General features: G+C 65.0%; 23 protein-coding genes. 12 read left to right on the top strand and 11 right to left on the bottom strand.

The features are described 5' to 3' along the window. Positions 1-2: 2 nt before the first annotated feature. From gspF to AC1Z32_RS13420, 10 genes are all read left to right on the top strand, one after another. Positions 3-1220, top strand: coding sequence for a type II secretion system inner membrane protein GspF (gene gspF / locus AC1Z32_RS13375; RefSeq protein WP_483479118.1), 1218 nt, complete (start codon positions 3-5; stop codon positions 1218-1220). Then, the gene (locus AC1Z32_RS13380; protein ID WP_483479119.1) at positions 1220-1633 is read left to right on the top strand and encodes a type II secretion system protein N; all 414 of its coding nucleotides are present in this window, start codon (positions 1220-1222) and stop codon (positions 1631-1633) included. Before gspF ends, AC1Z32_RS13380 begins: the two co-directional genes overlap by 1 nt. Positions 1634-1786: 153 nt before the next feature. Further along, positions 1787-2257, top strand: coding sequence for a type II secretion system major pseudopilin GspG (gene gspG / locus AC1Z32_RS13385; RefSeq protein WP_483479120.1), 471 nt, complete (start codon positions 1787-1789; stop codon positions 2255-2257). A gap of 14 nt (positions 2258-2271) precedes the next feature. After that, entirely contained in the window at positions 2272-2760 is a 489-nt protein-coding gene (locus AC1Z32_RS13390) for a GspH/FimT family pseudopilin (RefSeq protein WP_483479121.1), read from the top strand. Then, entirely contained in the window at positions 2760-3149 is a 390-nt protein-coding gene (gene gspI / locus AC1Z32_RS13395) for a type II secretion system minor pseudopilin GspI (protein WP_483479122.1), read from the top strand. Before AC1Z32_RS13390 ends, gspI begins: the two co-directional genes overlap by 1 nt. Continuing rightward, positions 3127-3813 carry a PulJ/GspJ family protein gene (locus tag AC1Z32_RS13400; RefSeq protein WP_483479123.1) on the top strand — a complete coding sequence of 229 codons (687 nt, stop codon included), beginning with the start codon at positions 3127-3129 and terminating at the stop codon, positions 3811-3813. The genes gspI and AC1Z32_RS13400 overlap by 23 nt, the downstream gene beginning before the upstream one ends. Then, a complete protein-coding gene (gene gspK / locus AC1Z32_RS13405) occupies positions 3810-4928 on the top strand; it encodes a type II secretion system minor pseudopilin GspK (protein ID WP_483479124.1) in 1119 nt (372 codons plus the stop codon). Before AC1Z32_RS13400 ends, gspK begins: the two co-directional genes overlap by 4 nt. A gap of 36 nt (positions 4929-4964) precedes the next feature. Beyond that, positions 4965-6311: a type II secretion system protein GspL gene (gene gspL, locus AC1Z32_RS13410; RefSeq protein WP_483479125.1), complete on the top strand. Its 1347-nt coding sequence runs from the start codon at positions 4965-4967 to the stop codon at positions 6309-6311. Beyond that, positions 6308-6811: a type II secretion system protein GspM gene (gene gspM, locus AC1Z32_RS13415; RefSeq protein WP_062601558.1), complete on the top strand. Its 504-nt coding sequence runs from the start codon at positions 6308-6310 to the stop codon at positions 6809-6811. Before gspL ends, gspM begins: the two co-directional genes overlap by 4 nt. Beyond that, positions 6808-7587: a type II secretion system protein N gene (locus tag AC1Z32_RS13420; RefSeq protein ID WP_483479126.1), complete on the top strand. Its 780-nt coding sequence runs from the start codon at positions 6808-6810 to the stop codon at positions 7585-7587. Before gspM ends, AC1Z32_RS13420 begins: the two co-directional genes overlap by 4 nt. A 4-nt stretch (positions 7588-7591) precedes the next feature. Here the strand turns inward: AC1Z32_RS13420 and AC1Z32_RS13425 are convergent, their stop codons facing one another. Together AC1Z32_RS13425 and AC1Z32_RS13430 are read right to left on the bottom strand one after the other, a co-directional pair. Continuing rightward, the gene (locus tag AC1Z32_RS13425; RefSeq protein WP_483479127.1) at positions 7592-9136 is read right to left on the bottom strand and encodes an efflux transporter outer membrane subunit; all 1545 of its coding nucleotides are present in this window, start codon (positions 9134-9136) and stop codon (positions 7592-7594) included. Between the two features lie 194 nt (positions 9137-9330). Then, positions 9331-9624 carry a hypothetical protein gene (locus tag AC1Z32_RS13430; RefSeq protein ID WP_483479128.1) on the bottom strand — a complete coding sequence of 98 codons (294 nt, stop codon included), beginning with the start codon at positions 9622-9624 and terminating at the stop codon, positions 9331-9333. A gap of 207 nt (positions 9625-9831) precedes the next feature. Here AC1Z32_RS13430 and AC1Z32_RS13435 point away from each other — a divergent pair, with 207 nt between their 5' ends. Next, positions 9832-10326, top strand: a complete 495-nt coding sequence (locus tag AC1Z32_RS13435; RefSeq protein ID WP_483479129.1) for a MarR family winged helix-turn-helix transcriptional regulator — start codon at positions 9832-9834, stop codon at positions 10324-10326. Positions 10327-10447: 121 nt separating this feature from the next. Beyond that, the gene (locus AC1Z32_RS13440) at positions 10448-12010 is read left to right on the top strand and encodes a DHA2 family efflux MFS transporter permease subunit (protein WP_483479130.1); all 1563 of its coding nucleotides are present in this window, start codon (positions 10448-10450) and stop codon (positions 12008-12010) included. Here the strand turns inward: AC1Z32_RS13440 and AC1Z32_RS13445 are convergent. The 9 genes from AC1Z32_RS13445 to xerC all read right to left on the bottom strand — a co-directional run bounded on the left by AC1Z32_RS13445 (position 12004) and on the right by xerC (position 22579). Further along, positions 12004-12573, bottom strand: a complete 570-nt coding sequence (locus AC1Z32_RS13445; protein WP_483479131.1) for a hypothetical protein — start codon at positions 12571-12573, stop codon at positions 12004-12006. The genes AC1Z32_RS13440 and AC1Z32_RS13445 overlap by 7 nt on opposite strands. 136 nt (positions 12574-12709) lie before the next feature. After that, entirely contained in the window at positions 12710-14329 is a 1620-nt protein-coding gene (gene gshA, locus AC1Z32_RS13450) for a glutamate--cysteine ligase (RefSeq protein ID WP_483479132.1), read from the bottom strand. Between the two features lie 229 nt (positions 14330-14558). After that, positions 14559-15641, bottom strand: coding sequence for a bifunctional DNA-binding transcriptional regulator/O6-methylguanine-DNA methyltransferase Ada (gene ada, locus AC1Z32_RS13455; protein WP_483479133.1), 1083 nt, complete (start codon positions 15639-15641; stop codon positions 14559-14561). A 367-nt stretch (positions 15642-16008) separates the two neighbouring features. After that, on the bottom strand, positions 16009-17358 hold the full coding sequence (gene hslU, locus AC1Z32_RS13460; protein WP_483479134.1) for an ATP-dependent protease ATPase subunit HslU: 1350 nt from the start codon (positions 17356-17358) through the stop codon (positions 16009-16011). 12 nt (positions 17359-17370) lie between these two features. Next, the gene (gene hslV, locus AC1Z32_RS13465; RefSeq protein ID WP_483479135.1) at positions 17371-17907 is read right to left on the bottom strand and encodes an ATP-dependent protease subunit HslV; all 537 of its coding nucleotides are present in this window, start codon (positions 17905-17907) and stop codon (positions 17371-17373) included. A gap of 367 nt (positions 17908-18274) precedes the next feature. Beyond that, on the bottom strand, positions 18275-18691 hold the full coding sequence (gene dksA, locus AC1Z32_RS13470; protein WP_008352366.1) for an RNA polymerase-binding protein DksA: 417 nt from the start codon (positions 18689-18691) through the stop codon (positions 18275-18277). Between the two features lie 564 nt (positions 18692-19255). Then, positions 19256-20338 (bottom strand): CobW family GTP-binding protein, encoded by a 1083-nt coding sequence (locus AC1Z32_RS13475; protein WP_483479136.1) that lies wholly within the window; start codon positions 20336-20338, stop codon positions 19256-19258. 117 nt (positions 20339-20455) lie between these two features. Further along, positions 20456-21655, bottom strand: coding sequence for a class I SAM-dependent rRNA methyltransferase (locus AC1Z32_RS13480; protein WP_483479137.1), 1200 nt, complete (start codon positions 21653-21655; stop codon positions 20456-20458). Positions 21656-21691: 36 nt separating this feature from the next. Next, on the bottom strand, positions 21692-22579 hold the full coding sequence (gene xerC, locus AC1Z32_RS13485; RefSeq protein ID WP_483481623.1) for a tyrosine recombinase XerC: 888 nt from the start codon (positions 22577-22579) through the stop codon (positions 21692-21694). Between the last annotated feature and the right edge of the window lie 46 nt (positions 22580-22625).

Genomic DNA, 22625 nt, shown 5'->3' on the forward strand with positions numbered 1-22625 from the left:
GTATGCCGGCATTTCGTTTCGAAGCGATCGACTCGGCGGGCAAGACGCAGAAAGGCGTGCTCGACGCCGACAGCGCCCGCGCCGCGCGCAGTCAGCTGCGCACGCAAGGGCTGACGCCGCTCGTCGTCGAGGCGGCGGGCTCGCGCACGCGCGGCGAGCGTCAGCAAAGGCTTTCGCTCGGGCGTCGTCTGTCGACGCGCGAGCAGGCGATTCTCACGCGCCAGCTCGCGAGCCTGCTGATCGCCGGACTGCCGCTCGGCGAAACGCTTCAGGTGCTGACGGAGCAGTCCGAGCGCGACTACATCCGCGAGCTGATGGCCGCGATCCGCGCGGAAGTGCTCGGCGGCCACTCCTTCGCCAACGCGCTCGCGCAACATCCGAAGGACTTTCCCGAGATTTATCGCGCGCTCGTCGCGGCGGGCGAGCACACCGGCAAGCTCGGGCTCGTGCTGTCGCGTCTCGCGGATTACATCGAGCAGCGTAACGCGCTGAAGCAGAAGATCATTCTGGCGTTCACGTATCCCGGCATCGTGACGATCATCGCGTTCGGCATCGTCACGTTTCTGCTGAGCTATGTCGTGCCGCAGGTCGTGAACGTGTTCGCAAGCACGAAGCAGCAACTGCCTTTTCTCACCGTCATGATGATGGCGCTTTCCGCCTTCGTCCGAAGCTACTGGTGGGCGGTGCTCATCGGCGTCGCGCTCTTCGCGTGGCTGGTGAAAAGCATCCTCTCGCGGCCCGGGCCGCGCATGTCGTTCGACCGGTGGCTGTTGACGGCGCCGCTCATCGGCAAGCTGGTGCGCGGCTATAACACCGTGCGCTTCGCCAGCACGCTCGCGATCCTGACCGCCGCCGGCGTGCCGATCCTGCGCGCGCTGCAGGCGGCGGGCGAAACGCTCAGCAACACGGCGATGCGCAACAACGTCGACGACGCCATTGTGCGGGTGCGCGAAGGCTCCTCCCTGTCGCGCGCGCTCGGCAACACGAAGACGTTTCCGCCGGTGCTGGTCCATCTGATCCGCTCCGGCGAAGCGACTGGCGACGTCACCTCGATGCTCGACCGCGCCTCCGATGGCGAAGCGCGCGAGCTGGAACGCCGCACGATGTTCCTGACGAGCCTGCTCGAACCGCTGCTCATTCTCGCGATGGGCGGCGTCGTGCTGGTGATCGTGCTCGCGGTGATGCTGCCGATCATCGAACTGAATAATCTGGTGCAGTAATGAACGCCCTGCAAACTCGCCTGCTAACGCTTGCCGCCCTCGCGCTCTTCTGCGTGACGGTGACGTACTGGGTCGTCACGCTGACCTCGCGCCAGACCGCGCCGCTGCCCGCCGCCGCCGCAACGCGCGCGCCGTCGGTCGAACAGGCCGCGACGATCTTCGGCGGACGGCTGGAGCGTCAGGCCAATTCGGATGTGCATCTGTTCGGCATTCTCGCGCTGCAGGGCGGCGCCGCCGCGATCGTGAGCTACGGCGGCGAGCCGGCGCGCGCGGTCTCGCTCGGCGGTCCGCTCACGCAAGGCGTGAAGCTCTCGGAAGTGCGCGCGCGCTCGATCATCATCGATCGCAACGGCGTGAAATCGGAGATCTTCCTGCCGCAGAATCCGCCCGGGCCCACAATCTGGGTGCGCTGAGCGCGACGCGATGCCTCGTACGGGCACGAATCACGCGGTGAAAGCACATCGATAGAATGAGCGGCGGCTTCGTCTGAATGCGAAGCCGCGCGATTTTTTAATCACCGGGCATGAGGCCCGGAAACGAAATCTTCAATACAAGAGGTAGCAGTCATGCAAATGTGGACCCAACGCCGCATGCGAATCCAACAAATTCAGGCGCAAGGTCGTCGCCAGCGCGGCTTCACGCTGATCGAAATCATGGTCGTGATCGCGATTCTCGGCATTCTCGCCGCGCTCATCGTGCCGAAGATCATGAGCCGCCCGGACGAGGCGCGCCGCGTCGCCGCGAAGCAGGACATCGGCACGATCATGCAGGCGATGAAGCTGTATCGTCTGGATAACGGCCGCTATCCGACGCAGGAGCAAGGCTTGCGCGCGCTGATCGAAAAGCCGTCTACCGAGCCGCTGCCGACCAACTGGAAGGATGGCGGCTACCTGGAGCGCCTGCCGAACGATCCGTGGGGCGGCCAGTATCAATATCTGAATCCGGGTGTGCACGGCGAAATCGACGTGTTCAGCTACGGCGCGGACAACAAGGCGGGCGGCGAAGGCAACGATGCCGACGTCGGCTCGTGGCAATAAGCCTCGGGAAGTAGATGAAGGAAAGCAGCGTGAACAGGCACCGACAAGCCAGGCGCAACGCAGGCTTCACGCTGCTCGAAATGCTCGTCGTGCTCGTGATCGCGGGGCTGCTCGTGTCGCTCGCATCGCTGCAGCTGACGCGCAATCCGCGCACCGATCTCAACGAGGAAGCGCAGCGTCTCGCGCTGCTCTTCGAATCGGCGGGCGACGAAGCGCAGGTGCGCGCGCGGCCGATCGCGTGGCAGCCTATCGACGGCGGCTTTCGCTTCGACATCCGCACGGAAGACGGCTGGCGTCCGCTGCGCGACGATCTGCTTCGCCCGCGGCGCTGGGAAGGCGGCGTGACCGGCGTGTCGATCCATTTTCTCGATTCCGACAAGTCGGTGAGCCGGCTCGTGTTCGGCACCGAGGCCATCGATACGCCGATGGAAATCACACTGGTCTCGCCGGCGGGCCGCGCGACCATCGTCAGTGGCGGAAACGGCCGCTTTCAGGTGCGATGATGCGCCAACCTCGTCGACATCAGCCTGGCTTCACGATGATCGAAGTGCTCGTCGCACTGGCGATCATCGCGGTGGCGCTCGCCGCTTCGATGCGCGCGGTCGGCTCGCTCGCGACGGGCGAAGCAGACCTGCATCGGCGGCTGCTCGCGGGTTGGAGCGCGGACAACGAGCTCGCGCAGTTGAAGCTCTCGCGTCAGTTTCCGGCGATCGGTTCGCGCACCTTCGACTGCTCGCAGGGCAATCTGAAGCTCAGCTGCACGCAGCGCGTGAGCCAGACGCCGAATCCGATTTTCCGGCGCGTCGAGATGCTCGTTTCGACGCCCGGCCGCTCCGGTTATCTGGCGCAAATGGTCACGGTGGTGGCGAATGAAACGAACCGCTCGCTCTGACCGCCGCTTTCGCATCGGCAACGGGCAGCGCGGCTTCACGCTGCTCGAGATGCTGATCGCGATCGCGATTCTCGCGGTGATCGCCGTGCTGTCGTGGCGCGGGCTCGACTCTGTGATTCGCGGCCGCGCGACCATCGAGAATTCGATGGAAGACGAACGCATCGTCGCGCAGTTGTTCGACCAGATGCGCATCGACGCGCGCCAGGCCGCAACCGACGACGAAGCGGGCCAGCCTGCCGTGCAGATCGGCAACGGCTCGCTGCAGATCGTGCGCGGCGTGTTCGCGCAGGGTGTGGCGCCACGTCTTCAGGTCGTGCGTTACCGGCTGTCGGACGGGCGCATCGTGCGCTTCGCATCGCCGCCGCTGTCGAACGTGGGCGAAGTGCGCCGCGCGCTGTCCTCGGGCGACGGCGCCGACGGCTGGAGCGCGGTGCCGTTGATGGGCGGCGTGGCCACGCTCGCGACGCGCGTCTATATCCCGGAAAAGGGCTGGACGACGCGCATGAACGACGTGCTCTCGCAGATCAACCAGAACGACAACAACCTGAAGGTGCCGCAACTCGGCAATGCGCCGCTGGCGCGGGCGGTGTCGGGCATTCAGGTCGCGGTCGGCGCGCGCAGTCTGCAAGTGCCGCTCACGCGTGTGTTTCTGGTCGGAGAATGACGATGCGAGCGCACAGGCCAAGGAAGAAGCAACGCGGCGTCGCGATCATCAGCGCGCTGCTGGTCGTATCGCTCGCGGCCATACTGGTGTCGGGCATGTTGTGGCGTCAGCAGGTGCAGATTCGCCGCATCGAGAATCAGCGGCTGCTCGCGCAGGCGCAATGGATTTCGCGCAGCGCGCTCGACTGGACGCGCCTCATCCTGCGCTCGGAAGCCGATACCTCGCCGACAGTCACGTATCTCGGCGGCGTGTGGGGCGTGCCGATCGCGAAGACGAAGCTGTCGGATTTTCTCGGGCAGATCGGCGAAGTGCGCGCGCAGCAAGGCGCGTCGACGTATTTGTCCGGCTCGATCGAAGATGCGCAGGCGAAGTTCAACCTGCGCAATCTGGTGTCGACGCCCACGCCCGGCGTGCTGACCATCAACGTCGCGCAGATTCAGGCGTTCCAGCGGCTGCTCGCGATGCTCGGCATTAACGGATCGCTCGCGAAGACCGTGGCGCTGCAGATGCGCGCGGGCCTCGCGCGCTCCGCGACGCGCTTTCAGACGCAGACCGGCAACAGCCCGACGGGCGCGACCGGCCAGAGCGCCGAAGCGACGATGGCGGCAATTGCGCAAGGCGGCGGCATGGGCGGCGGCAACTTCACCGACGATCCGGGCCTGAAGGACGCGGACAGCAACGCGCCGGTCGCGCCCTTGCAGATGATCAGCGTCGATTCGCTGCTCGACGTGCCGGGTTTTTCGGCGGAAGCGGTCGCGAAGCTTCGCCCGTTCGTCACCGTGCTGCCGACGACGACCGCCGTGAACATGAACACCGCGCCCGCCGAAGTCGTCGCGGCTGTCGTGCCGGGGATGAATCTGTCGCAGGGACAGGCTTTCGTCGCGCGCCGCGAGACGGTGTTTTTTCACGATGTCGGCAACGTGCAGCTCGCGCTGACCGGGGCGGGCGTCAAGACGGTGTCGATCGACCCGAACGAGATGGACGTCACCACGAAGTATTTCGTGATTCACGGGCGCGTCGAACACGAACGCGCGCAACTGGAGCGCACGACGCTCGTCTATCGCGATCCGACGACGCATACGACGCGCATCGTCTATACGCGCGACACGCTTTGAAGACGTGCCGCAGTCATTGTTGAGAGGAAGTGGCCTTTGAGCACACTGATCGTTCTATTACCGCCGCGCGATCCCGCGGTGCGCTCGGAAGAGTGGCATCTGCCGGATCTGCCGTTTCTGCTGCTCGACAAGCGCGGCGAGCCGCAACGCAGCGGCCGCGCGGCGCTCGGGCTTCTGCCGCGCGCGAGCGCGACCGTGCTGATCGTCGCCGCGCGCGACACGCTTCTGCTCGCCGCTTCCGTGCCGCCGCTCAAGGGGCCGCGCTTGCGGCAGGCGCTGCCGAACGTCGTCGAGGATCAGCTGATTCAGGATCCGCAGACGTGTCATATCGCCGTCGATCCGGTCGAACTCGCGGATGGCAAGCGCGTCGTCGCCGTGATCGATCGCGGCTGGTTCCGCTTCGTGCTCGGCGCGTTCGCGGGCGCGGGGCATCGCAACGTGAAGGCCGTGCCCGCAATGCGCTGCCTGCCGGTTCCGGCCGCGGCGCCCGTCGAGGAAGCCGCGGAAGGCGAAGAGCCGGAAGCCCCGCCGACGCCGTTCGTCGCGGGCCTGCTGGGTCACGTCGTCTCCACCGCGCCCGCGCTGATCGGCGAAATGGTCACGCCCTCGCCCGCCGTGGCCGGCGCGCCGCGCATCGAAATCGCGATTGCGCGCGGCGAACGCGCGGCGCTCGGCGAAGGCCTCGCGCTGCCCGCCGACTCCATCGAGGCGACGCTCGGAGCGCTCGCGGGCGCTCATCCCGCGACGCTCTATTCGCTTGTCGATCTGCCCGGCGACGAGCCGCGTCTGTCCGGCTCGCGCAATGCCGCGGCGGCCGTCGCGGGCGCGCAGCCGCTCGCCTTCGAGGCGCTCGCGCGCAATGCCGTCGCGAGCCGCTTCGATCTCTGCCAGTTCGAATTCGCCGCGCAGCCGTGGCGCCTCGACCGTGTAACGATGCGGCGGCTGCGCGTGCCGATCGCGCTCGTGGCGGCGTCGATCGTCGTGTCGATCATCGGCGTCAACGTGCAATGGCTGCAGCTCGCGCGCCAGCGCGACGCGATCAGCGCGCAGGAAACCGAGCTGCTGCTCAACGCATTCCCGAAGACGACCGTCGTGCTCGACGCGCCCGATCAGATGTCGCGCAATCTGGATCGCCTGCGCGTGGCGTCGGGCGAGCTGTCGCCTTCGGATTTCCTGTCGCTCGCGGACGGCCTCGCGCGCTCGCTCGGTCCCGTGCCGGTGAACGGTGTCGCGGGGCTCGACTATCGCGACCGTCATCTGGAAGTGACCTTCAAGCCGGAAACCAAGGTCGATCCCGACCTCACGAAGCGCCTCGCCGCGAACGGCCTGAACGGTTCGATCGATAGCAACACCGGCAAATGGACGATCAGGAGCGGCCAATGAAAGCGGAAATCGGACGTTCACTGTCGGAATTCTGGGAAGTGCGCACGCCGCGCGAGAAGACGCTGCTGATGTGGGGCGGCCTCGCGCTCGGTCTCGCGCTCGTGTATCTCGTGTTGTGGGCGCCCGCGTTCGAAGGCCGCGCGCGCCTGCGTGAAAGCTTGCCGACGATGCAGCGTCAGCTCGCGACGATGACCGCGCAAGCCAACGAAGCGCGTTCGCTCGCGGGCAGCGCCGAAGGCGTGACGCCGACGGGCGGCGCGCTGCGCGATGCGCTCGCCAAATCGCTCGCCGACAACGGCATGCAGCCGACGCAGGTTCAGGTGATCGGCGCGGCGGTGCAGATCCAGTTGAAGAACGCATCGTTCCCGAACTGGACGATGTGGCTCGACGACGCGCGCAAGCAGTTCAAGGTGCAGGTGTCGGAGGCGCACGTCACGGCGCTCAAGCCGGACGGCCAGGTGGATCTGACCGCGTCGCTGCAACCGGCCGGCGTGAAATGAGCTACTGGACGCGACGAATCCGGCAGACATTGCCGGCGATTTTCGTGATGGTCATTTCAGTCGCCAGCACGCTGCTCGTAATGATGCCGGCCGCGTGGATCGTGCCGCAGTTCTCGAAGGCGACGGGCGGCCACGTGAATCTGGTCGACCCCGCTGGTTCGCTGTGGCACGGCTCGGCCACGTTGATGCTCGCCGCCGGCAGCGATGGCGCGGGCGCGACGCTTCTGCCGGGGCGCATCGAATGGACGACGTCTTTCCTGCCGCTCTTCACGGGGCGCGTGCACATGACGATGCGCCAGACCGAAGCCATGCCCGATGCCGTGGTCGTCGACGCCAGCACGCGCGGCGCGACGGTGACCGCCGGCCAGATCGCGGTGCCCGCGGCGCTGCTCGCGGGCCTCGGCGCGCCGTTCAATACGCTGGATTTCGACGGTAGCGTGCGGCTCTCGTGGACCGAATTCCGCCTGCTGAGGCGCAACGCTTACGGGCAAGTGGTCGTCACGCTCGATGACATGGCTTCGCGCGTCTCGCGCGTGAAGCCGCTCGGCTCGTATCGCGTCGCGCTGCAAGCGCAGGGCGCAACGGCGACGATCGACCTCTCGACGAGCAAGGGGCCGCTGATGCTCACCGGCAACGGCTCGCTATCGCAGGAATCGACGTCATTCCAGGGCACGGCCACCGCCGCGCCCGAGCAGCGCGAAAACCTCGCGGGCCTGTTGAACCTGCTCGGCCGTCATACCGATCCGGATACGGTCGCGCTCACCTTCATGCGCTGAGCAATCAGCGGTTCGCGGTTTGCGTCGCGCTTGCAGCCGACGCAGCCGCGGCGGGCGCTTCCACCGCGCCCGTCTCGCGATCCATCTGCGCGGCATCCCAGCCGCCGCCGAGCGCTTTGACGAGTCCCACCGACGACACCATCCGCTGCCCCGCGATATTCGCGAGCTTCTGCTGCGCGGTGAAGGCGGTGGTCTGCGCGGTCAGCACGCTGATGTACGCGACGGTTCCCGCCTTGTACTGATTGTTTATGATCGCGAGCGCCTGCTGCGCCGATGCGACCGCCTGCTGCTGCACGACGATTTCCTTCTCCAGAATGCGCAGCGACGCGAGATTGTCTTCGACATCCTGGAAAGCCGTGAGCACCGTTTGCCGGTAGGTCGCGACGTTCTGATCGTAGGCGGCGCGCGCGGCTTCGGTGCGCGCGGAGCGCAGACCGCCGTCGAAGATGGTCGCGGCGATGTCCGGCCCGAGCGTCCAGAAACGCGACGGCGCGCGCAGCAATTGCGACAGCACCGAACTTTCGAAGCCGCCTTGCGCCGAGAGCGTGAGCGTCGGGAAATACGCGGCCATTTCGATGCCGATCTGCTCGTTCGCCGCGGCGGCCTTGCGTTCCGCCGATGCGATATCCGGACGCCGCTCGAGAATCGCGGACGGCATCTGCACGGGCACGGTGGGCGGCGTCGCGTCGAGGGGAATGGGCGGAATCGAAAAGGTGGACGCCGGTTCGCCGACGAGCACCGCGATCGCATGCTCGAACTGCGCGCGCGCGACGCCGTTGTCGATTGCGGATGCCTGTGCGGACTGCAACTGCGTCTGCGCCTGAATCACGTCCGAGCGCGCGACGATGCCCTGTGCGTACTGATTCTGCGTGAGCTTGAGCGATTGCTCGTAGGCAGCGACGGTTTCGTCGAGCAGCTTTTGCTGCGCGTCGAGCGAGCGCAGCTGGAAGTAGCTTTGGGCGAGCGTCGCCTGCGCGGACAGCCGCGCGTTGGCGAGATCGGCGGCGGCGCCTTGCTGACCCGCCTTCTGCGCGTTGACCGTGCGCGAGACGCTGCCCCAGAGGTCCGGTTCCCACGACGCGTCGAGCGCAAGGCTGAACTGGTTGTTGATCGAACCCTGCTGGCCGAGGCTGGAACTGCTGGTCGACCGGTTGCCCGCGCCGGTTCCCGACCGCGAGGCCGATGCCGACGCGCCGATCGTCGGGAAATACGCCGCGCGCGCCTCGCCCACGAGCGCGCGTGCCTGGCGGTAAGCCGCCGCAAACTGCGCGATGCTCTGATTCGACTGATTCAGGCGCGTTTGGAGATCATCGAGGCGGGCGTCGTTGTAGATGGTCCACCATGAGCCGCGGTCGATCTGATCGGCGGGCTGCGCGACCTTCCAGCCTTCGGGCGCTTCCTTGTAGCTGGCCGGGACCGTCGTCGACGGGCGCTGGTAGTCGGGGCCGACCGCGCACCCCGCGATGAACATCGCGAGTGTCGCGGCCAGTGCCGTGGCGGTCAGCCGGCGTGAGACGAAAGGGGCGGGAAAGGCGGGGCGATACGGCATCTGCTTGTCGGAATCCTGTCGGCGCCGCTCCGTTCGATGCGACGAACGCGGCAAGCCGAGATGGTAACGGAACGCGGCGCGCACTCGAAATGCGCGCGCCGGGCGTTGTTGGGCAGACGTTAGCGTAACGGGTTCGCCGTAAGGCGGGTGTTACGCGGAAGGGGGAATCGGTTACGACGCGTTACGCGTGCGGGTCATGCGCCGCCAGCGCCGCCGCTTCCGGGACAAGGCGAACATGGCGTGGGAAGCATCGGGCGCGTGGATGCCATTCTGGGCTTGGCCGAAGCCGCCGCTTTGCGTCGCTGCCGATTCTCGAACCATCCCATGCCGAGCACCACGAACGATCCGCCCGGCAGCAGGAAGACGATCAGATACAACGCGAGTTTCCAGGAACTCAGCTTCGGCGGGACGAAGTGGCGGGAAGCGTTGGCGATCGTGCTGCTGATGGGGCCGAAGCGTCGGCGGGCGGAGCGGGCAAAGCGGGTCATCGGATGGTCCTTCGGGCGTCGCGAACGACGCGGCTGGCGATCAGAACATGGTCTCGGGCGGCGCATCAAGCGCGTAACTCGTTGCATGTAATAATATTGACTGTGCAAGTAGTTTTCAAGACACTAGCGATTGCTTTTCCGCAGTTGTTGCCGCCGCGTGACGCGACGCAGTGTCGCAACCCGCGTCATCCGTTTTGACCGAAGTCGATGAACAGCGAACCGCTTTACGATCCGGCCACGATCCAGCTCGAAACGAGCCTTGGCTATTACCTCGCCAAGGCGCGCAACGTGCTCATCATGCGCACCGATGAGGCGCTCAAGCCGCTCGATCTCACGTCGCAGCAAATCGGCGTGATCCTGCTGCTCGCGTCGGGGCGGGCGCGCACGCCGCTGGAGCTGTCGCGCGAGATGTCCTACGACAGCGGCTCGATGACGCGCATGCTCGACAGGCTCGAAAAGAAAGGCTTCGTGAGCCGCGCGCGCAGCGAGGCGGATCGTAGAATCGTCGAGTTGAGTCTGACCGGGCGCGGGCGCGATGCGGCTGAGCGCTTGCCCGTCATCGGCGCGGGGGTGCTCAACGAGCAGTTGCAAGGTTTCAGCCGGGCGGAACTCGATCTGCTTCTCGGGATGCTCGGGCGCATCATCGGCAACACGCCCGTGGCGCATTGCGCGCCTTGCATCGACGACGAAGAATTACCCTGAATAATCGGATGAAACTGGCGAGTTGTTTCGCCTATTTCACTGTCTGGGCAGAGAATGCCTCGACAAGAAAAAGTTTGCGCGCGATGCGTGTTTAATGCACGGTCCGCGCCGGAGAACATAGATGTCCACATCCGCGACGAGCACGCCTTCCACGCCGCCCGCGCGCATGCCGCTCACCGGCGGCATCCTCGCCTTGCTGACCATGGGCCTCGCGCTCGGCACCTTCATGGAAGTGCTCGACACATCGATCGCGAACGTCGCCGTGCCGACGATTTCCGGCAGCCTCGGCGTCGCGACGAGCGAAGGCACGTGGGTGATTTCGTCATACTCGGTCGCGTCTGCGATCGCGGTGCCGCTGACCGGCTGGCTCGCGCGCCGCGTCGGCGAGGTTAAGCTGTTCACGATTTCCGTGCTGCTGTTTTCGATCGCGTCGGCGCTGTGCGGGCTCGCGCACAACTTCGAATCGCTGATCGCATTCCGGTTGCTGCAAGGCCTTGTCTCCGGCCCGATGGTCCCGCTGTCGCAAACCATCCTCATGCGCAGCTATCCGCCGGAAAAGCGCGGGCTCGCGCTCGGTCTCTGGGCGATGACCGTGATCGTCGCGCCGATCTTCGGTCCGGTGATGGGCGGCTATATCACCGATAACTACACGTGGCCGTGGATCTTCTATATCAACGTGCCGATCGGCGTGTTTTCGGCGGCCATCTCGTATTTCCTGCTGCGCGGCCACGAGACGAAGACGACGAATCAGCGCATCGATGGCGTCGGTCTCGCGCTGCTCGTGATCGGCGTCGGAAGCCTGCAGATGATGCTCGATCTCGGCCGCGACCACGACTGGTTCAGCTCGAACTTCATTGTGATGCTGGCGTTGGTTTCGGCGGTGTCGCTCGCGTTCATGCTCGCATGGGAACTGACCGAGAAGGAACCGGTGATCGACCTCTCGCTATTCCGCGACCGCAACTTCGCCATGGGCGTGCTCATTACGTCGCTCGGCTTTCTCGCCTTTTTCGGCTCGGTCGTGGTGTTGCCGCTCTGGCTTCAGACCGTGCTCGGCTATACGTCGTGGCTCGCGGGTCTCGCCGTCGCGCCGGTCGGCATCCTCGCGCTCGTGCTTTCGCCGCTCATCGGGCAGAACATGCATCGGCTGGATCTGCGCGTGGTCGCGAGCCTGGCCTTTATCACTTTCGCGTTCGTCTCGTACTGGAACTCGACCTTCACGCTCGACACGCCGTTCCACGAGATCATTTATCCGCGCCTGATTCAGGGCATCGGCGTCGCGTGCTTCTTCGTGCCGATGACGACGATCACGCTCTCCAGCGTCTCCGACGACCGGCTCGCGGGCGCGGCGGGTTTGTCGAACTTCCTGCGGGTCTTGTCGGGCGCGATCGGCACGGCGGTCAGCACGACGATGTGGGAAAACGGCATGATCCGCCATCACGCGCGGCTCACCGAATCGGTCACGCCGTATTCGGCCGGCACGTCGGCTTACTCGGATCTGCTTTCGGGGCTGGGCTTGTCGGGACAGGCGCTGACCGCGCAACTGGATCGCGTGGTGACGGCGCAGGCGTACATGATGTCGACCAACGATTTCTTCCGCATTTCGTTTTATGCGTTTCTCGCGCTGGCCGTGATGGTGTGGCTGACGCGGCCGAAGAAGGGCGCGTCAGCCATGATGGGTCACTGAAGCGGTGCCGCGGACTGGCCCGGCTGGCTCTCGAGATTGAGCGGGACGGGTTGATCGAGCGGGCTCACCTGTACGCCGCCCGGCGCGGGCGCCGGTGCGGGCGCGGCGGGCGACACGGCGTCTGCCTGCGCGGCTTGCGGCGTGGCGGTTTTCCGGAGCCCCGGACCGTTGCGGATGAACTGCTTGAAGTTCGCGCCCGCCTCCCACGGATTCGGCTGGCAGCCGAGCGGATTGTCGCAATGCGCGGCGAAGCCGATGGTCGCGGTGCCTTCGTTGGTCGGCGTCTTGGTGATCTGATACGCGAGCGCGCGCTTGCCGCTCGACGGTCCCGCCGTCTGGATGATGGAATCCGTGACCGTCTGCAGCTTGTATTCCGAGTGGTTCGTCACCCACACCTGGGCGCGCGCCCACCATGCGTCGCATTCAGCCTTGCTCATGCAGGTGAGCGGCTGCGTGGCCTGTTCCATGATCGTGCTGCTGACCTGGTCATCCACCGCGCAGCCGCTCAACAGCGCGAGCGACGCGGCCCCCAGCGCGGCCGCGCCGAAGAACTTCTTTTTCATTGCTCCCCCGAATCGTCGATAAATCGCCAAGACTTGGACCAGCCGAGTCGGATGATGTTGCGATGCGTTTCCGTCTGTTGCATAACCGGCAAGTCTTGCCGGTTATGCGAGCCGCGGCAACGGAAAAAACTGCGGCCTAAGCGCTTTCGGGATTCAGCTTGTAGGCCTGATACGCGGCGACGAACGCTTCGAACGATTCCGTGTCGCGGCTTTCGACCACGGCCTGCTCGACGAGCGATTTCGCCGCGAGTTCCTCCAGCATGCGCTCTTCGTCAGCGGGGAGCGGACGCGCGCGGAAGCCTTGCGCGTGGCGCGTGCTGAGATCGAGCGCGAAGTCGTCGAAGGATTGCTGCTTGTCGCGCATCGTCTGCAGCACGCGTGCGGACGGCGTGAGCGATGCATCGGCGATACGCGGACGCAGCGCCGTCAGCGTGCGCGTATGGTCGTCGTTGCCGTTGAGCGCATCGAGCGTCTTCGCAACGGGCGCGATCGCATCGAAAAGCTCTTCGGCCCATTGCTTCATCGGCACGCTCGCGCCGTCGCGTTGCAGCGTGAGGCCCGGCTTGCGCCCTTCCTTCGCCACGGCGCTGAAGTTGCCGTTCGCTTCGATGCTCGCGTCGCGCGGCAACGGCGGGCTGTCTTCCAGCGCGCAGTACAGCAGATATGCATCGAGGAAACGCGCGGTTTCGAGCGAGATGCCGGTCGGCTCGAAAGGATCGATGTCGAGGCAGCGCACTTCGATGTACTGCACGCCGCGCTCGGCCAATGCGTGCAACGGCCGCTCGCCGGAGTACGTGACGCGCTTCGGGCGGATCGTCGAGTAGAACTCGTTTTCGATCTGCAGGACGTTCGTGTTGATCTGCACCCACTCGCCGTCGCGCTGCGTGCCGATGGCTTCATACGGCGCATACGGCTGACTCACCGCGCGGGCGAGCACGTCGAGATAGGCATCGAGATCGTCGTAGCTCGGCAGAAGATCCGCCTGCGCGGGATTGTTCGTGTAGCCGAGATCGCTCATGCGCAGGCTGGTCGCGTGCGGCAGATAGAACGTGTCGGCGTCGAACGTTTCCAGGTGATGTGACTTGCCTTCGACGAAGCGCCGGTTCAACGCCGGTGAAGCGCCGAACAGGTACATCAGCAGCCAGTTCGTGCGGCGAAAGTTGCGGATGAGCGCGAAATAGCGCTCCGACTGGAAGTCCTTCGCGGACAGCGTGCTCGAATTATCGAGCGCCTGCCACGCGCGCCACACCGCTTCGTCGAGCGAATAGTTGTAGTGGATGCCCGCGATGCATTGCATCGTGCGCCCATAGCGCAGCGCGAGCCCGCGGCGATACACGGTCTTCAGCCTGCCGATGTTCGACGTGCCGTAGTAGCCGAAAGGAATCTCGTCCTCGGGCGGCAAGGAGTTGGGCATCGAGTCGTTCCACAGCAACTCGTCGCCCATGTGCGCGTACGCGAAACGATGCAGGGCGTCGAGCCGGTCGAGCGTGATGGCCGCGTCGGATTCGGCGGGCGTGATGAGCTCGACGAGCGCTTCGGAGTAATCCGTCGTGATGAGCGGATGCGTCAGCGCCGAGCCGAACGAACGCGGATGCGGCGTCATTGCGAGCTTGCCTTGCGGCGTCACGCGCAAGCTTTCTTTCTCGATGCCGCGCAAGCCTTGGCGCAACGCGTCGGCGTGCGGGCCGGACGCGAGCGCGGCAAGCCTGCGCTCGAAAGCGCCGGACTTGGGGTGAGCGGAATTCTTGTTTGCCATTGAAGCGTTCTGCGAGGAGCGCGAGCGGCATGCGCCCGGATCGTATTTTTAGGGTAGCGGGCACTTTAACATCTCGGTGTAAGGCGTGCTTGGACCCAGATCCGGCAAGGGTTTGCGGGTTTTTCGGGAGATTTGCGCGGCACTCGGCGGCGCGCTTTGGAGCCGTTTGGGGCGGCTCGCGAGGAGAACGAAGCGCTCGCGCGTCAGGCCGACGGCGAGCGCCCGTGTTTCATGCGACCTTGTTGGATTCGTTGCGCGCGCGCTCCGTGTCGAGCAACGCTTCCTTGCGCGGCTTGCCCCAGCGATAGCCCGCGATCGCGCCGTCCTTGCCGATCACGCGATGGCACGGAATCGCGAGCGCCACCGGATTCGACGCGCACGCATTCGCCACGGCCCGCACCGCGCGCGGCGAGCCGAGCGATTCGGCGATGTCGGTGTAGCTGCGCGTCTGGCCATACGGGATGCGCCGCAACGCATCCCATACTCGACGCTGAAACGCGGTCGCGCCGATATCGAGCGGCAAGTCGAAGCGCTCGCGCGTGCCTTGCAGATACGCGCGAATCTGCGCGATGAACGGCTCCATCTTCGCGGCGTCTTCGAGACGCTCGGCCCGCGCGAAATCGGCGCCGAGCTGCTCGATGAGCGTGTTCGCGTCGTCGCCGAATGCGATCTTGCAAACGCCCTTGTCCGTCGCGGCGACGAGCACCGTGCCGAGCGGCGTATCGGCGGTGGCGTAGCGCACTGTCAGTCCCGCGCCCTGTCGCCGGTACGCGGACGGCGTCATGCCCAGCTCGGCGGGCACGGCTTCATACATGCGCGACGGCGAACCGAAGCCGGCGTCGTGCGTCGCGCGCGTGACGTCGCGGCCGCGCTGCAACGCGTCGCGCAGCACGCCCGCGCGCTGCGCCGCCTGATACTGGCGCGGCGAGATGCCGACGATCCGCGAAAACAGCCGCTGCAAATGAAACGGGCTGACGTGCACGGCGTCGCTCAACTGCGCGAGCGTCATGCGCTGCTGCGGATCGGCGTCGAGCACCTTGCACGCGCGCTCGACGATCGCCAGCTCGCGCGGCAGGCTCGTCGGCTGGCAGCGCTTGCACGCGCGATATCCGGCTTGTTCGGCGGCGTCGGTCGTCGGGAAGAATTCGACATTCTCGCGACGCGGCGCGCGCGACGCGCACGACGGCCTGCAGAACACGCCGGTCGTGCGCACGGCGAAGAAAAAGGCGCCGTCGGCGCGCTCGTCGCGCTCGACGACTGCCTGCCAGCGGCTCGCTTCCGACGCGAAATTGGGGTCTGCTACGGTTTTCATGACGACCTCGATGGCTCATGGGTACGGGACCACTGTAGAGCCATGCAGATGAGGTTACGCGCCGTTTCTTGCGCTGTCATCGGCGGGCGAAATCCCAAAAGTGACTCGCAGATACCACAAATCGACGCTATAGGGGTTTTTACTAAAATTTCTATTGCGTCGCATCAAGCGGCTGTGTATGATTGGAACTGTCTCCTCCATGTCTCCTCCTGATATGGATTCAGCCCGCCCAACTAGGCGGGCTTTTTTTCGCCTATACCAAACGCGGCAAACGCGGCAAACGCGGCAAACGCAGGCAGCAAACGCAGCAGACACAAAAAAACCGAGCCTTTCGGCCCGGTTTCTTCGTTTCAATGCCGCGCTCCGGTCAGAGCACGTAGCGCGACAAATCCTCGTCCTGCGCCACATCGCCGAGCGCGCGGTCCACATACGCCGCGTCGATGTGCACCGGCTGGCCCGTGTGATTGCCCGCCGCGAACGACACTTCCTCCAGCAGCTTCTCGATCACGGTATAAAGCCGCCGCGCGCCGATGTTCTCCGTCTTCTCGTTCACCGAGTACGCGATTTCGGCCAGACGCCGGATGCCTTCCTGCGCGAAATCGAGCTCGACGCCTTCCGTCGCGAGCAGCGCCTTGTACTGCTTGACCAGGCTCGCGTCGGTCGCATTCAGGATCGATTCGAAATCTTCGACGGACAACGAATCCAGCTCGACGCGAATCGGGAAGCGGCCTTGCAACTCGGGAATCAGGTCGCTCGGTTTGGCGAGATGAAACGCGCCGCTCGCGATGAACAGGATGTGATCGGTCTTGATCATCCCGTACTTCGTGTTGATGGTCGTGCCTTCGACGAGCGGCAGCAGATCGCGCTGCACGCCCGCGCGCGACACTTCGGCGCCGCCCGCTTCGCTGCGCGACGCGATCTTGTCGATTTCATCGAGAAACACGATGCCGTTCTGCTCGACGTTCTGCACCGCCTTGCTCTTGACCTCTTCGTCGTTGAGCATCTTGCCGGCTTCCTCGTCGGTGAGCAGCTTCAGCGCTTCCTTCACCTTCACCTTGCGGCGCGTCTTCTTGCCGCCGCCGATGTTCGCGAACATCGAGCGGATCTGCTCGGTCATGTCTTCCATGCCCGGCGGCCCCATGATGTCCATGCCGACCTGCGGCATTTCCACGTCGAGCTCGATTTCCTTCTCGTCGAGCGCGCCTTCGCGCAGGCGCTTGCGGAAGGTCTGACGCGTGGCGTTGTCGCCGCCTTCGCCGCTCGACTCGATCGCGTTCGACGCGCCGAACCCGACCGGACGCGCGCTCGGCAGCAGGATGTCGAGGATGCGGTCTTCCGCGCGGTCCTCGGCCTTGGTGCGCACCTTCTTCATCTCGGATTCGCGCGTCTGCTTGACGGAAATCTCGATCAGATCGCGCACGATGCTGTCGACATCGCGGCCCACGTAGCCCACTTCGGTGAACTTGGTCGCTTCGATCTTGATGAACGGCGCGTCCGCGAGCTTCGCGAGACGGCGCGCGATTTCCGTCTTGCCGACGCCCGTCGGCCCGATCATCAGAATGTTCTTCGGCGTGATTTCCTGGCGCAGCGGCTCGGCGACCTGCTGACGGCGCCAGCGGTTGCGCAGCGCGACGGCCACGGCCTTCTTCGCGCGCTTCTGGCCGATGATGTGCTTGTCCAGCTCGGAGACGATTTCGGAGGGAGTCATGGTGGTCATCGCTTCAGTCCTTTACTCGATCGTCTCGATGACGCGATTGTGGTTGGTGTAAATGCACATGTCGCCGGCGATGGCGAGCGCCTTTTCGACGACCTCGCGCGGCGAGAGACTGGTGTTTTCGACGAGCGCCTGCGCCGCGGCTTGCGCGTAGGCACCGCCCGAGCCGATCGCAGCGATGCCGTGTTCGGGGTCGAGCACGTCGCCGTTGCCGGTGATAACGAGCGTCGCGCTCGCGTCGGCGGCGATCAGCATGGCTTCGAGACGGCGCAGCATGCGGTCGGTGCGCCAGTCCTTCGCGAGCTCGACTGCGGCGCGCGTCAGGTTGCCCTGATGTTTCTCGAGCTTCGCTTCGAAGCGGTCGAGCAGCGAGAACGCATCGGCCGTGCCGCCGGCAAAGCCGACGAGCACCTTGCCGCCATAGATGCGGCGCACTTTCTTCGCGCCCCCTTTCATGACGATGTTGCCGAGCGTCACCTGACCATCGCCGCCCAGCGCGACCTTGCCGTCGCGGCGCACGGAGACGATGGTCGTGCCGTGAAATTGTTCCATGTGCGTTCCTTGTGAAAACAGAAGGACGCGTGGCGGCTTCGTCTTTGTGCGACAGCCGCCGCGCAGTCGAGAATTCGATGGAGTGCACGGCGCGGGGTTCCGCCGGGCCAGTGGCCTCGGGCCGACGGCGCCGCGCGCGCGCCTGCCGCGATGATGCTCGTGCGGGGCGCGTCGGACTCATTTTAGGGCGACGGGAGATTTATCAAGGCGTGCGGCACGACGCGCCGCGTTTTTACCCGGCCGGAAGCAAAAAAGGCACACGATCGACGTGTGCCTTCTTCCTGTTGCAACTGCCCGTGCGCAGCTTTTCGCGGCGGCGTGCTCCCCGTGGCGGGCGGTCCCGCAACGCACGCAGCCGGCGGCAGTCTCAGTCGCCGAACAGCTTCTGACGCAGTTCGCGGCGCTCCTGAGCTTCGAGCGAGAGCGTGGCCGTCGGACGCGCGAGCAGGCGCGGGATGCCGATCGGTTCGCCGGTTTCCTCGCACCAGCCGTAATCGCCGGACTCGATGCGCGCGAGGGATTGCTGCACCTTCTTCAGAAGCTTGCGTTCGCGGTCACGCGTGCGCAGTTCCAGTGCATGTTCTTCCTCGATGGTCGCGCGGTCCGCCGGATCCGGCACGATCACCGTTTCCCGCAGATTCTCCGTCGTCTGGCCGGCATTCTTCAGAATGTCCGCTTGCAACTGCTCGAGCCGGTTCTTGAAGAAGGCGAGTTGATCCTCGTTCATGTAATCCTTCTCGCTCATCTTCAGGATTTCGGCTTCGGTCAAGAGTTTCGTTGTCATCTGCTTGCTTCTTCAATGTAAGGCGATGTCTTCGCAACGCCCGCACTTGCGTTACCCGCATGCAGCGCATCGGTACGCTTGGGGCTTGCGATACGCCGATGCGGGGCCGAACTCCTCTGGAAACCGATATTGGATGATGCTCCGGATGACCGGGCGCATTCGCATGGCCCGGGAAATCTCCGGCCCCGGTGCTTTGTCTTGATTTGCCTTCCCCCGGCAAATCGAGGCATCGTCCCGACGGGACATCCCTTTACTGACATCCGCTGGTCGAACGTTCTGACGAACATCCAGCGGAACTGCCCTTCTCCAGTGGGGCTGTATTGTAACTGAACCGCAATTTCCGACGATAACCGAGGAAAACCCTGTCAATTCGCGCCGGAATTTCAAAAATATAACGCTTGGACGTGCAAAAAGCGATGTCGGTTCGTGGTCGCGGCTACATACCCGCATCGAAAGTCGAAAACATGAAAAACGCCGCGCGCGACCCATCCGCGGCGGCGTTTCCGATTAGCGCCCGATTTCGCCCCGCATGAATGGCTCGATCCAAGCGAGATGCATGCCGGGTTACTTCACGAGGCAGGCGTCGAGGCCGTCGGTGATCAGATCTTTCGGCAGCTCGATGCCGATGAACACCATCTTGCTGTTCTTCTTCTCGACCGGCATCCACTTGCCGGCGAGGTCGCTGCCCATCATCTGGTGCACGCCCTGGAACACGACCTTGCGATCGACGCCCTTCATATAGAGCACGCCCTTGTAGCGCAGCAGGCGCTCGCCATAGATCTGCAGAATGCCGCCGAGGAAGTCTTCGAGGCGGTTCGGGTCGAACGGCTTTTCGCTGCGGTACACGAAGGACTTGATCTTGTCGTCGTGATGCGCGTGGTGGTGGTGGTGGTGATGCCCGTGCTCGTGATCGTGGCTGTGATCGTGGCCGCAGGTCGAATGATCGTGGTCGTGGTCGTGGTCGTGATCGTGATCATGCGCGTGGTCATGATCGTCTTCCGCCAGGAAGTCCGGATCGATCTCGAGCTTCGAATTCAGGTTGAAGCCGCGCAGGTCGAAGATTTCCTTGATGTCGGCATCGCCGAAATTCACGACCTTGATCGCCGCGCGCGGGTTCATGTGCACGAGACGATGCTTGAGCGAATCGAGTTCATCGGCGGAGACGAGATCGGACTTCGTGACGAACAGGCGGTCCGCGAAACCGACTTGCCGCTGCACGACTTCGTGCTGATCGAGCTGCGAATCGGCGTGCTTCGCGTCGACGAGCGTGATGATCGCGTCGAGCAGGAATTCGTCGGCGACGGTGTTATCCATGAAGAACGTCTGCGCGACCGGGCCCGGATTCGCGAGGCCGGTGGTTTCGATCACGACGCGGTCGAAATCGAGCGTGCCCGCCTTCTTGCGGTTCGCGAGGTCTTCGAGCGCGCGCGCCAGATCGCCGCGGATCGTGCAGCAGATGCAGCCGTTGCTCATCTGGATGATCTGCTCGTTCGTCTCCTGCACGAGGATTTCGTTGTCGATGTTCTCTTCGCCGAACTCGTTCTCGATCACGGCGATCTTCATGCCGTGCTGCTCGTTCAGGATGCGCTTGAGCAGCGTGGTTTTGCCGCTGCCCAGAAAGCCGGTCAGGATGGTTACGGGAATCATGGTGTCGCCTGTGTCCTTTTAAGTTCAGGAATCGCGCTGAATCGAATATTGAAACATATTTGTCAAGCCGATGCTTCTTGCGCCTTTCGCGCGCGAATTGCGCGTACTTTGGGCCGATCAGGCGATTTGCAACAGTAGCCCTTTCAGGTATTCGCCTTCGGGGAACGCCGTCAGCAGCGGGTGATCGACGCCTGCGCCCAGCCGCTTGAGAATGCGCGCGTCGACGCGCGCGTCCGCCGCCGCGCTCGCCACGATCTTCTGAAACAGGTCGGAATCGATCGCGCCCGAGCACGAATAGGTGAACAGCAAGCCGCCCGGACGCAGCAGTCTGAAGCCGCTCAGGTTGATGTCCTTGTAGGCGCGCGCGGCGCGATCGACCGTTTCCTTCGACGGCGCGAACTTCGGCGGATCGAGCACGATCAGGTCGAAGCGCTGGCCTTCGTCGTAGAGACGGCGCAGCGTCTTGAAGGCATCGGCGTCGAGCCATTCGGCCTTTTGCGCATCGAAACCGTTCGCGACGACGTTCTGCCGCGCGAGCGCGAGCGCCTCGCCGGACGAATCCACCGAGACGACACGCGTCGCGCCGCCTTTCAGCGCGGCCAGCGAGAAGCCGCCCGTATAGCAAAAGCAGTTGAGCACTTCGCGGCCGGCGGCGTTCTGCGCGACGAGCACGCGGTTATCGCGCTGATCGACGTAGAAGCCGGTCTTGTGGCCGTTGCGCACATCGACGTGATAGCGCACGCCGCATTCGTTCGTGATGAGCGTGTCGGGCGGCGCGTCGCCGGCGAGCACGCCGACCGTCTGCTCGAGCCCTTCCTTCTGGCGGATCGATACATCCGAGCGCTCGTAGACGTTCGGGCAATCGGTCGCGGCGATGAGCGCCTGCACGATCGCTTCCTTCCACGCCTCGACGCCCGTCGCCATGAACTGGCAGACGAGCTGCGCGCGTTTGCCGTCATCCGCGACGTAGTAGTCGACGATCAGCCCGGGCAAGCCGTCCGCCTCCCCGAAGACGAGACGCGTGGCGCCGGTGTCCTTCACCATCGTCTGCCGATGCGCGACCGCGCGCTGCACGCGGCGCTTGAAGAACGCGTGATCGACGGGCTCGTTTTCATCGAATGTCCACACGCGCGCGCGAATCTGCGAATGCGGGCTGTACGACGCGCGCGCGAGAAAACGTCCGTCTGCCGCGCGCACGATGACGGTGGCGCCCGGCGCGGGCGTGCCGTCGATGCGCGCGATGGCGTTGGCGTAAATCCACGGATGGCGGCGAACGAGCGACTTTTCCTTCGCCGGTTTGAGGGTGATGGTGTTCATTGCGATGCGAGTGAGGCGCGTGAGGCGCCGGGGGAATCAATCGCGCTTCTTTGCGCGCGGGTGCGCCTTATCGTAGACGCGGGCGAGATGCTGAAAATCGAGTGACGTGTACACCTGCGTGGCCGTGATGCTCGCGTGGCCCAGCAGTTCCTGCACCGCGCGCAGATCGCCGCTCGATTGCAGGACGTGCGTGGCGAACGAGTGACGCAGCACATGCGGATGCACGTTCGACGGAATGCCAGCCTGGAGCGCGAGCCGCTTCACGCGCTCGCGCACCACGCCGGGCGCCATGCGGTTGCCGCGCACGGACAGAAAAAGCGCGTGGGGATCGAGCTTGACGAACTGGCCGCGCACGTCGATCCACGCGCGCAGCGCATCGACCGCTTTCCTGCCGACTGGCACCTTGCGCATGCGCTTGCCTTTGCCGAGCACCGTGACTTCGGCGCTTTCCAGATCGATCCAGCCTTCCGACGTGTGTTCGCTCGTATCGACGTGGCGCACATCCAGCCCGACCAGTTCCGCGAGCCGCAAGCCCGACGAATAGAAGAGCTCGAGCATCGCGTGGTCGCGCAGTGCTTCGGGCGTGCCGGATTGCGGCGCGTCCATGAGCGCCATGGCGTCGTCGACGGAAAGCGCCTTCGGCAGCGTCTTTTCGCGCTTGGGCGCACGCACTGTCGCGACGGGATTCGCGGGCATTTCGACGCGCTCGGCGAGCCATCGATAGAACGCGCGCCACGCCGACAGCCGATGCGCGATCGAGCGCGACGACAGCCCCGCCGCGTGCGCCCGCACGACCGCGCCGCGCATATCGGCGGCGGTCAGCGATTCGAGCGGACGGCCCTTCGCGAGCGCGCGCAGCTCGCTCAACTCATGCGTGTAGCCGCGCAGCGTGTGTTCGGAGAGATGCCGCTGGTGTTCCAGCATCGCGAGATAGTCGGCGATTGCACCCCCCAAGGGGACTTCCTTCGGG

Source organism: Caballeronia sp. 11_S32, assembly GCF_056930355.1.

What these genes read in the sequence shown, in the direction of transcription:
- gspF (WP_483479118.1), top strand. Translation starts at nt 3, where the DNA reads ATGCCGGCATTTCGTTTCGAAGCGATCGACTCGGCGGGCAAGACGCAG.
- AC1Z32_RS13380 (WP_483479119.1), top strand. Translation starts at nt 1,220, where the DNA reads ATGAACGCCCTGCAAACTCGCCTGCTAACGCTTGCCGCCCTCGCGCTC.
- gspG (WP_483479120.1), top strand. Translation starts at nt 1,787, where the DNA reads ATGCAAATGTGGACCCAACGCCGCATGCGAATCCAACAAATTCAGGCG.
- AC1Z32_RS13390 (WP_483479121.1), top strand. Translation starts at nt 2,272, where the DNA reads ATGAAGGAAAGCAGCGTGAACAGGCACCGACAAGCCAGGCGCAACGCA.
- gspI (WP_483479122.1), top strand. Translation starts at nt 2,760, where the DNA reads ATGCGCCAACCTCGTCGACATCAGCCTGGCTTCACGATGATCGAAGTG.
- AC1Z32_RS13400 (WP_483479123.1), top strand. Translation starts at nt 3,127, where the DNA reads ATGAAACGAACCGCTCGCTCTGACCGCCGCTTTCGCATCGGCAACGGG.
- gspK (WP_483479124.1), top strand. Translation starts at nt 3,810, where the DNA reads ATGACGATGCGAGCGCACAGGCCAAGGAAGAAGCAACGCGGCGTCGCG.
- gspM (WP_062601558.1), top strand. Translation starts at nt 6,308, where the DNA reads ATGAAAGCGGAAATCGGACGTTCACTGTCGGAATTCTGGGAAGTGCGC.
- AC1Z32_RS13420 (WP_483479126.1), top strand. Translation starts at nt 6,808, where the DNA reads ATGAGCTACTGGACGCGACGAATCCGGCAGACATTGCCGGCGATTTTC.
- AC1Z32_RS13425 (WP_483479127.1), bottom strand. Translation starts at nt 9,136, where the DNA reads ATGCCGTATCGCCCCGCCTTTCCCGCCCCTTTCGTCTCACGCCGGCTG.
- AC1Z32_RS13430 (WP_483479128.1), bottom strand. Translation starts at nt 9,624, where the DNA reads ATGACCCGCTTTGCCCGCTCCGCCCGCCGACGCTTCGGCCCCATCAGC.
- AC1Z32_RS13435 (WP_483479129.1), top strand. Translation starts at nt 9,832, where the DNA reads ATGAACAGCGAACCGCTTTACGATCCGGCCACGATCCAGCTCGAAACG.
- AC1Z32_RS13440 (WP_483479130.1), top strand. Translation starts at nt 10,448, where the DNA reads ATGTCCACATCCGCGACGAGCACGCCTTCCACGCCGCCCGCGCGCATG.
- AC1Z32_RS13445 (WP_483479131.1), bottom strand. Translation starts at nt 12,573, where the DNA reads ATGAAAAAGAAGTTCTTCGGCGCGGCCGCGCTGGGGGCCGCGTCGCTC.
- gshA (WP_483479132.1), bottom strand. Translation starts at nt 14,329, where the DNA reads ATGGCAAACAAGAATTCCGCTCACCCCAAGTCCGGCGCTTTCGAGCGC.
- ada (WP_483479133.1), bottom strand. Translation starts at nt 15,641, where the DNA reads ATGAAAACCGTAGCAGACCCCAATTTCGCGTCGGAAGCGAGCCGCTGG.
- hslU (WP_483479134.1), bottom strand. Translation starts at nt 17,358, where the DNA reads ATGACCACCATGACTCCCTCCGAAATCGTCTCCGAGCTGGACAAGCAC.
- hslV (WP_483479135.1), bottom strand. Translation starts at nt 17,907, where the DNA reads ATGGAACAATTTCACGGCACGACCATCGTCTCCGTGCGCCGCGACGGC.
- dksA (WP_008352366.1), bottom strand. Translation starts at nt 18,691, where the DNA reads ATGACAACGAAACTCTTGACCGAAGCCGAAATCCTGAAGATGAGCGAG.
- AC1Z32_RS13475 (WP_483479136.1), bottom strand. Translation starts at nt 20,338, where the DNA reads ATGATTCCCGTAACCATCCTGACCGGCTTTCTGGGCAGCGGCAAAACC.
- AC1Z32_RS13480 (WP_483479137.1), bottom strand. Translation starts at nt 21,655, where the DNA reads ATGAACACCATCACCCTCAAACCGGCGAAGGAAAAGTCGCTCGTTCGC.
- xerC (WP_483481623.1), bottom strand. Translation starts at nt 22,579, where the DNA reads ATGCTGGAACACCAGCGGCATCTCTCCGAACACACGCTGCGCGGCTAC.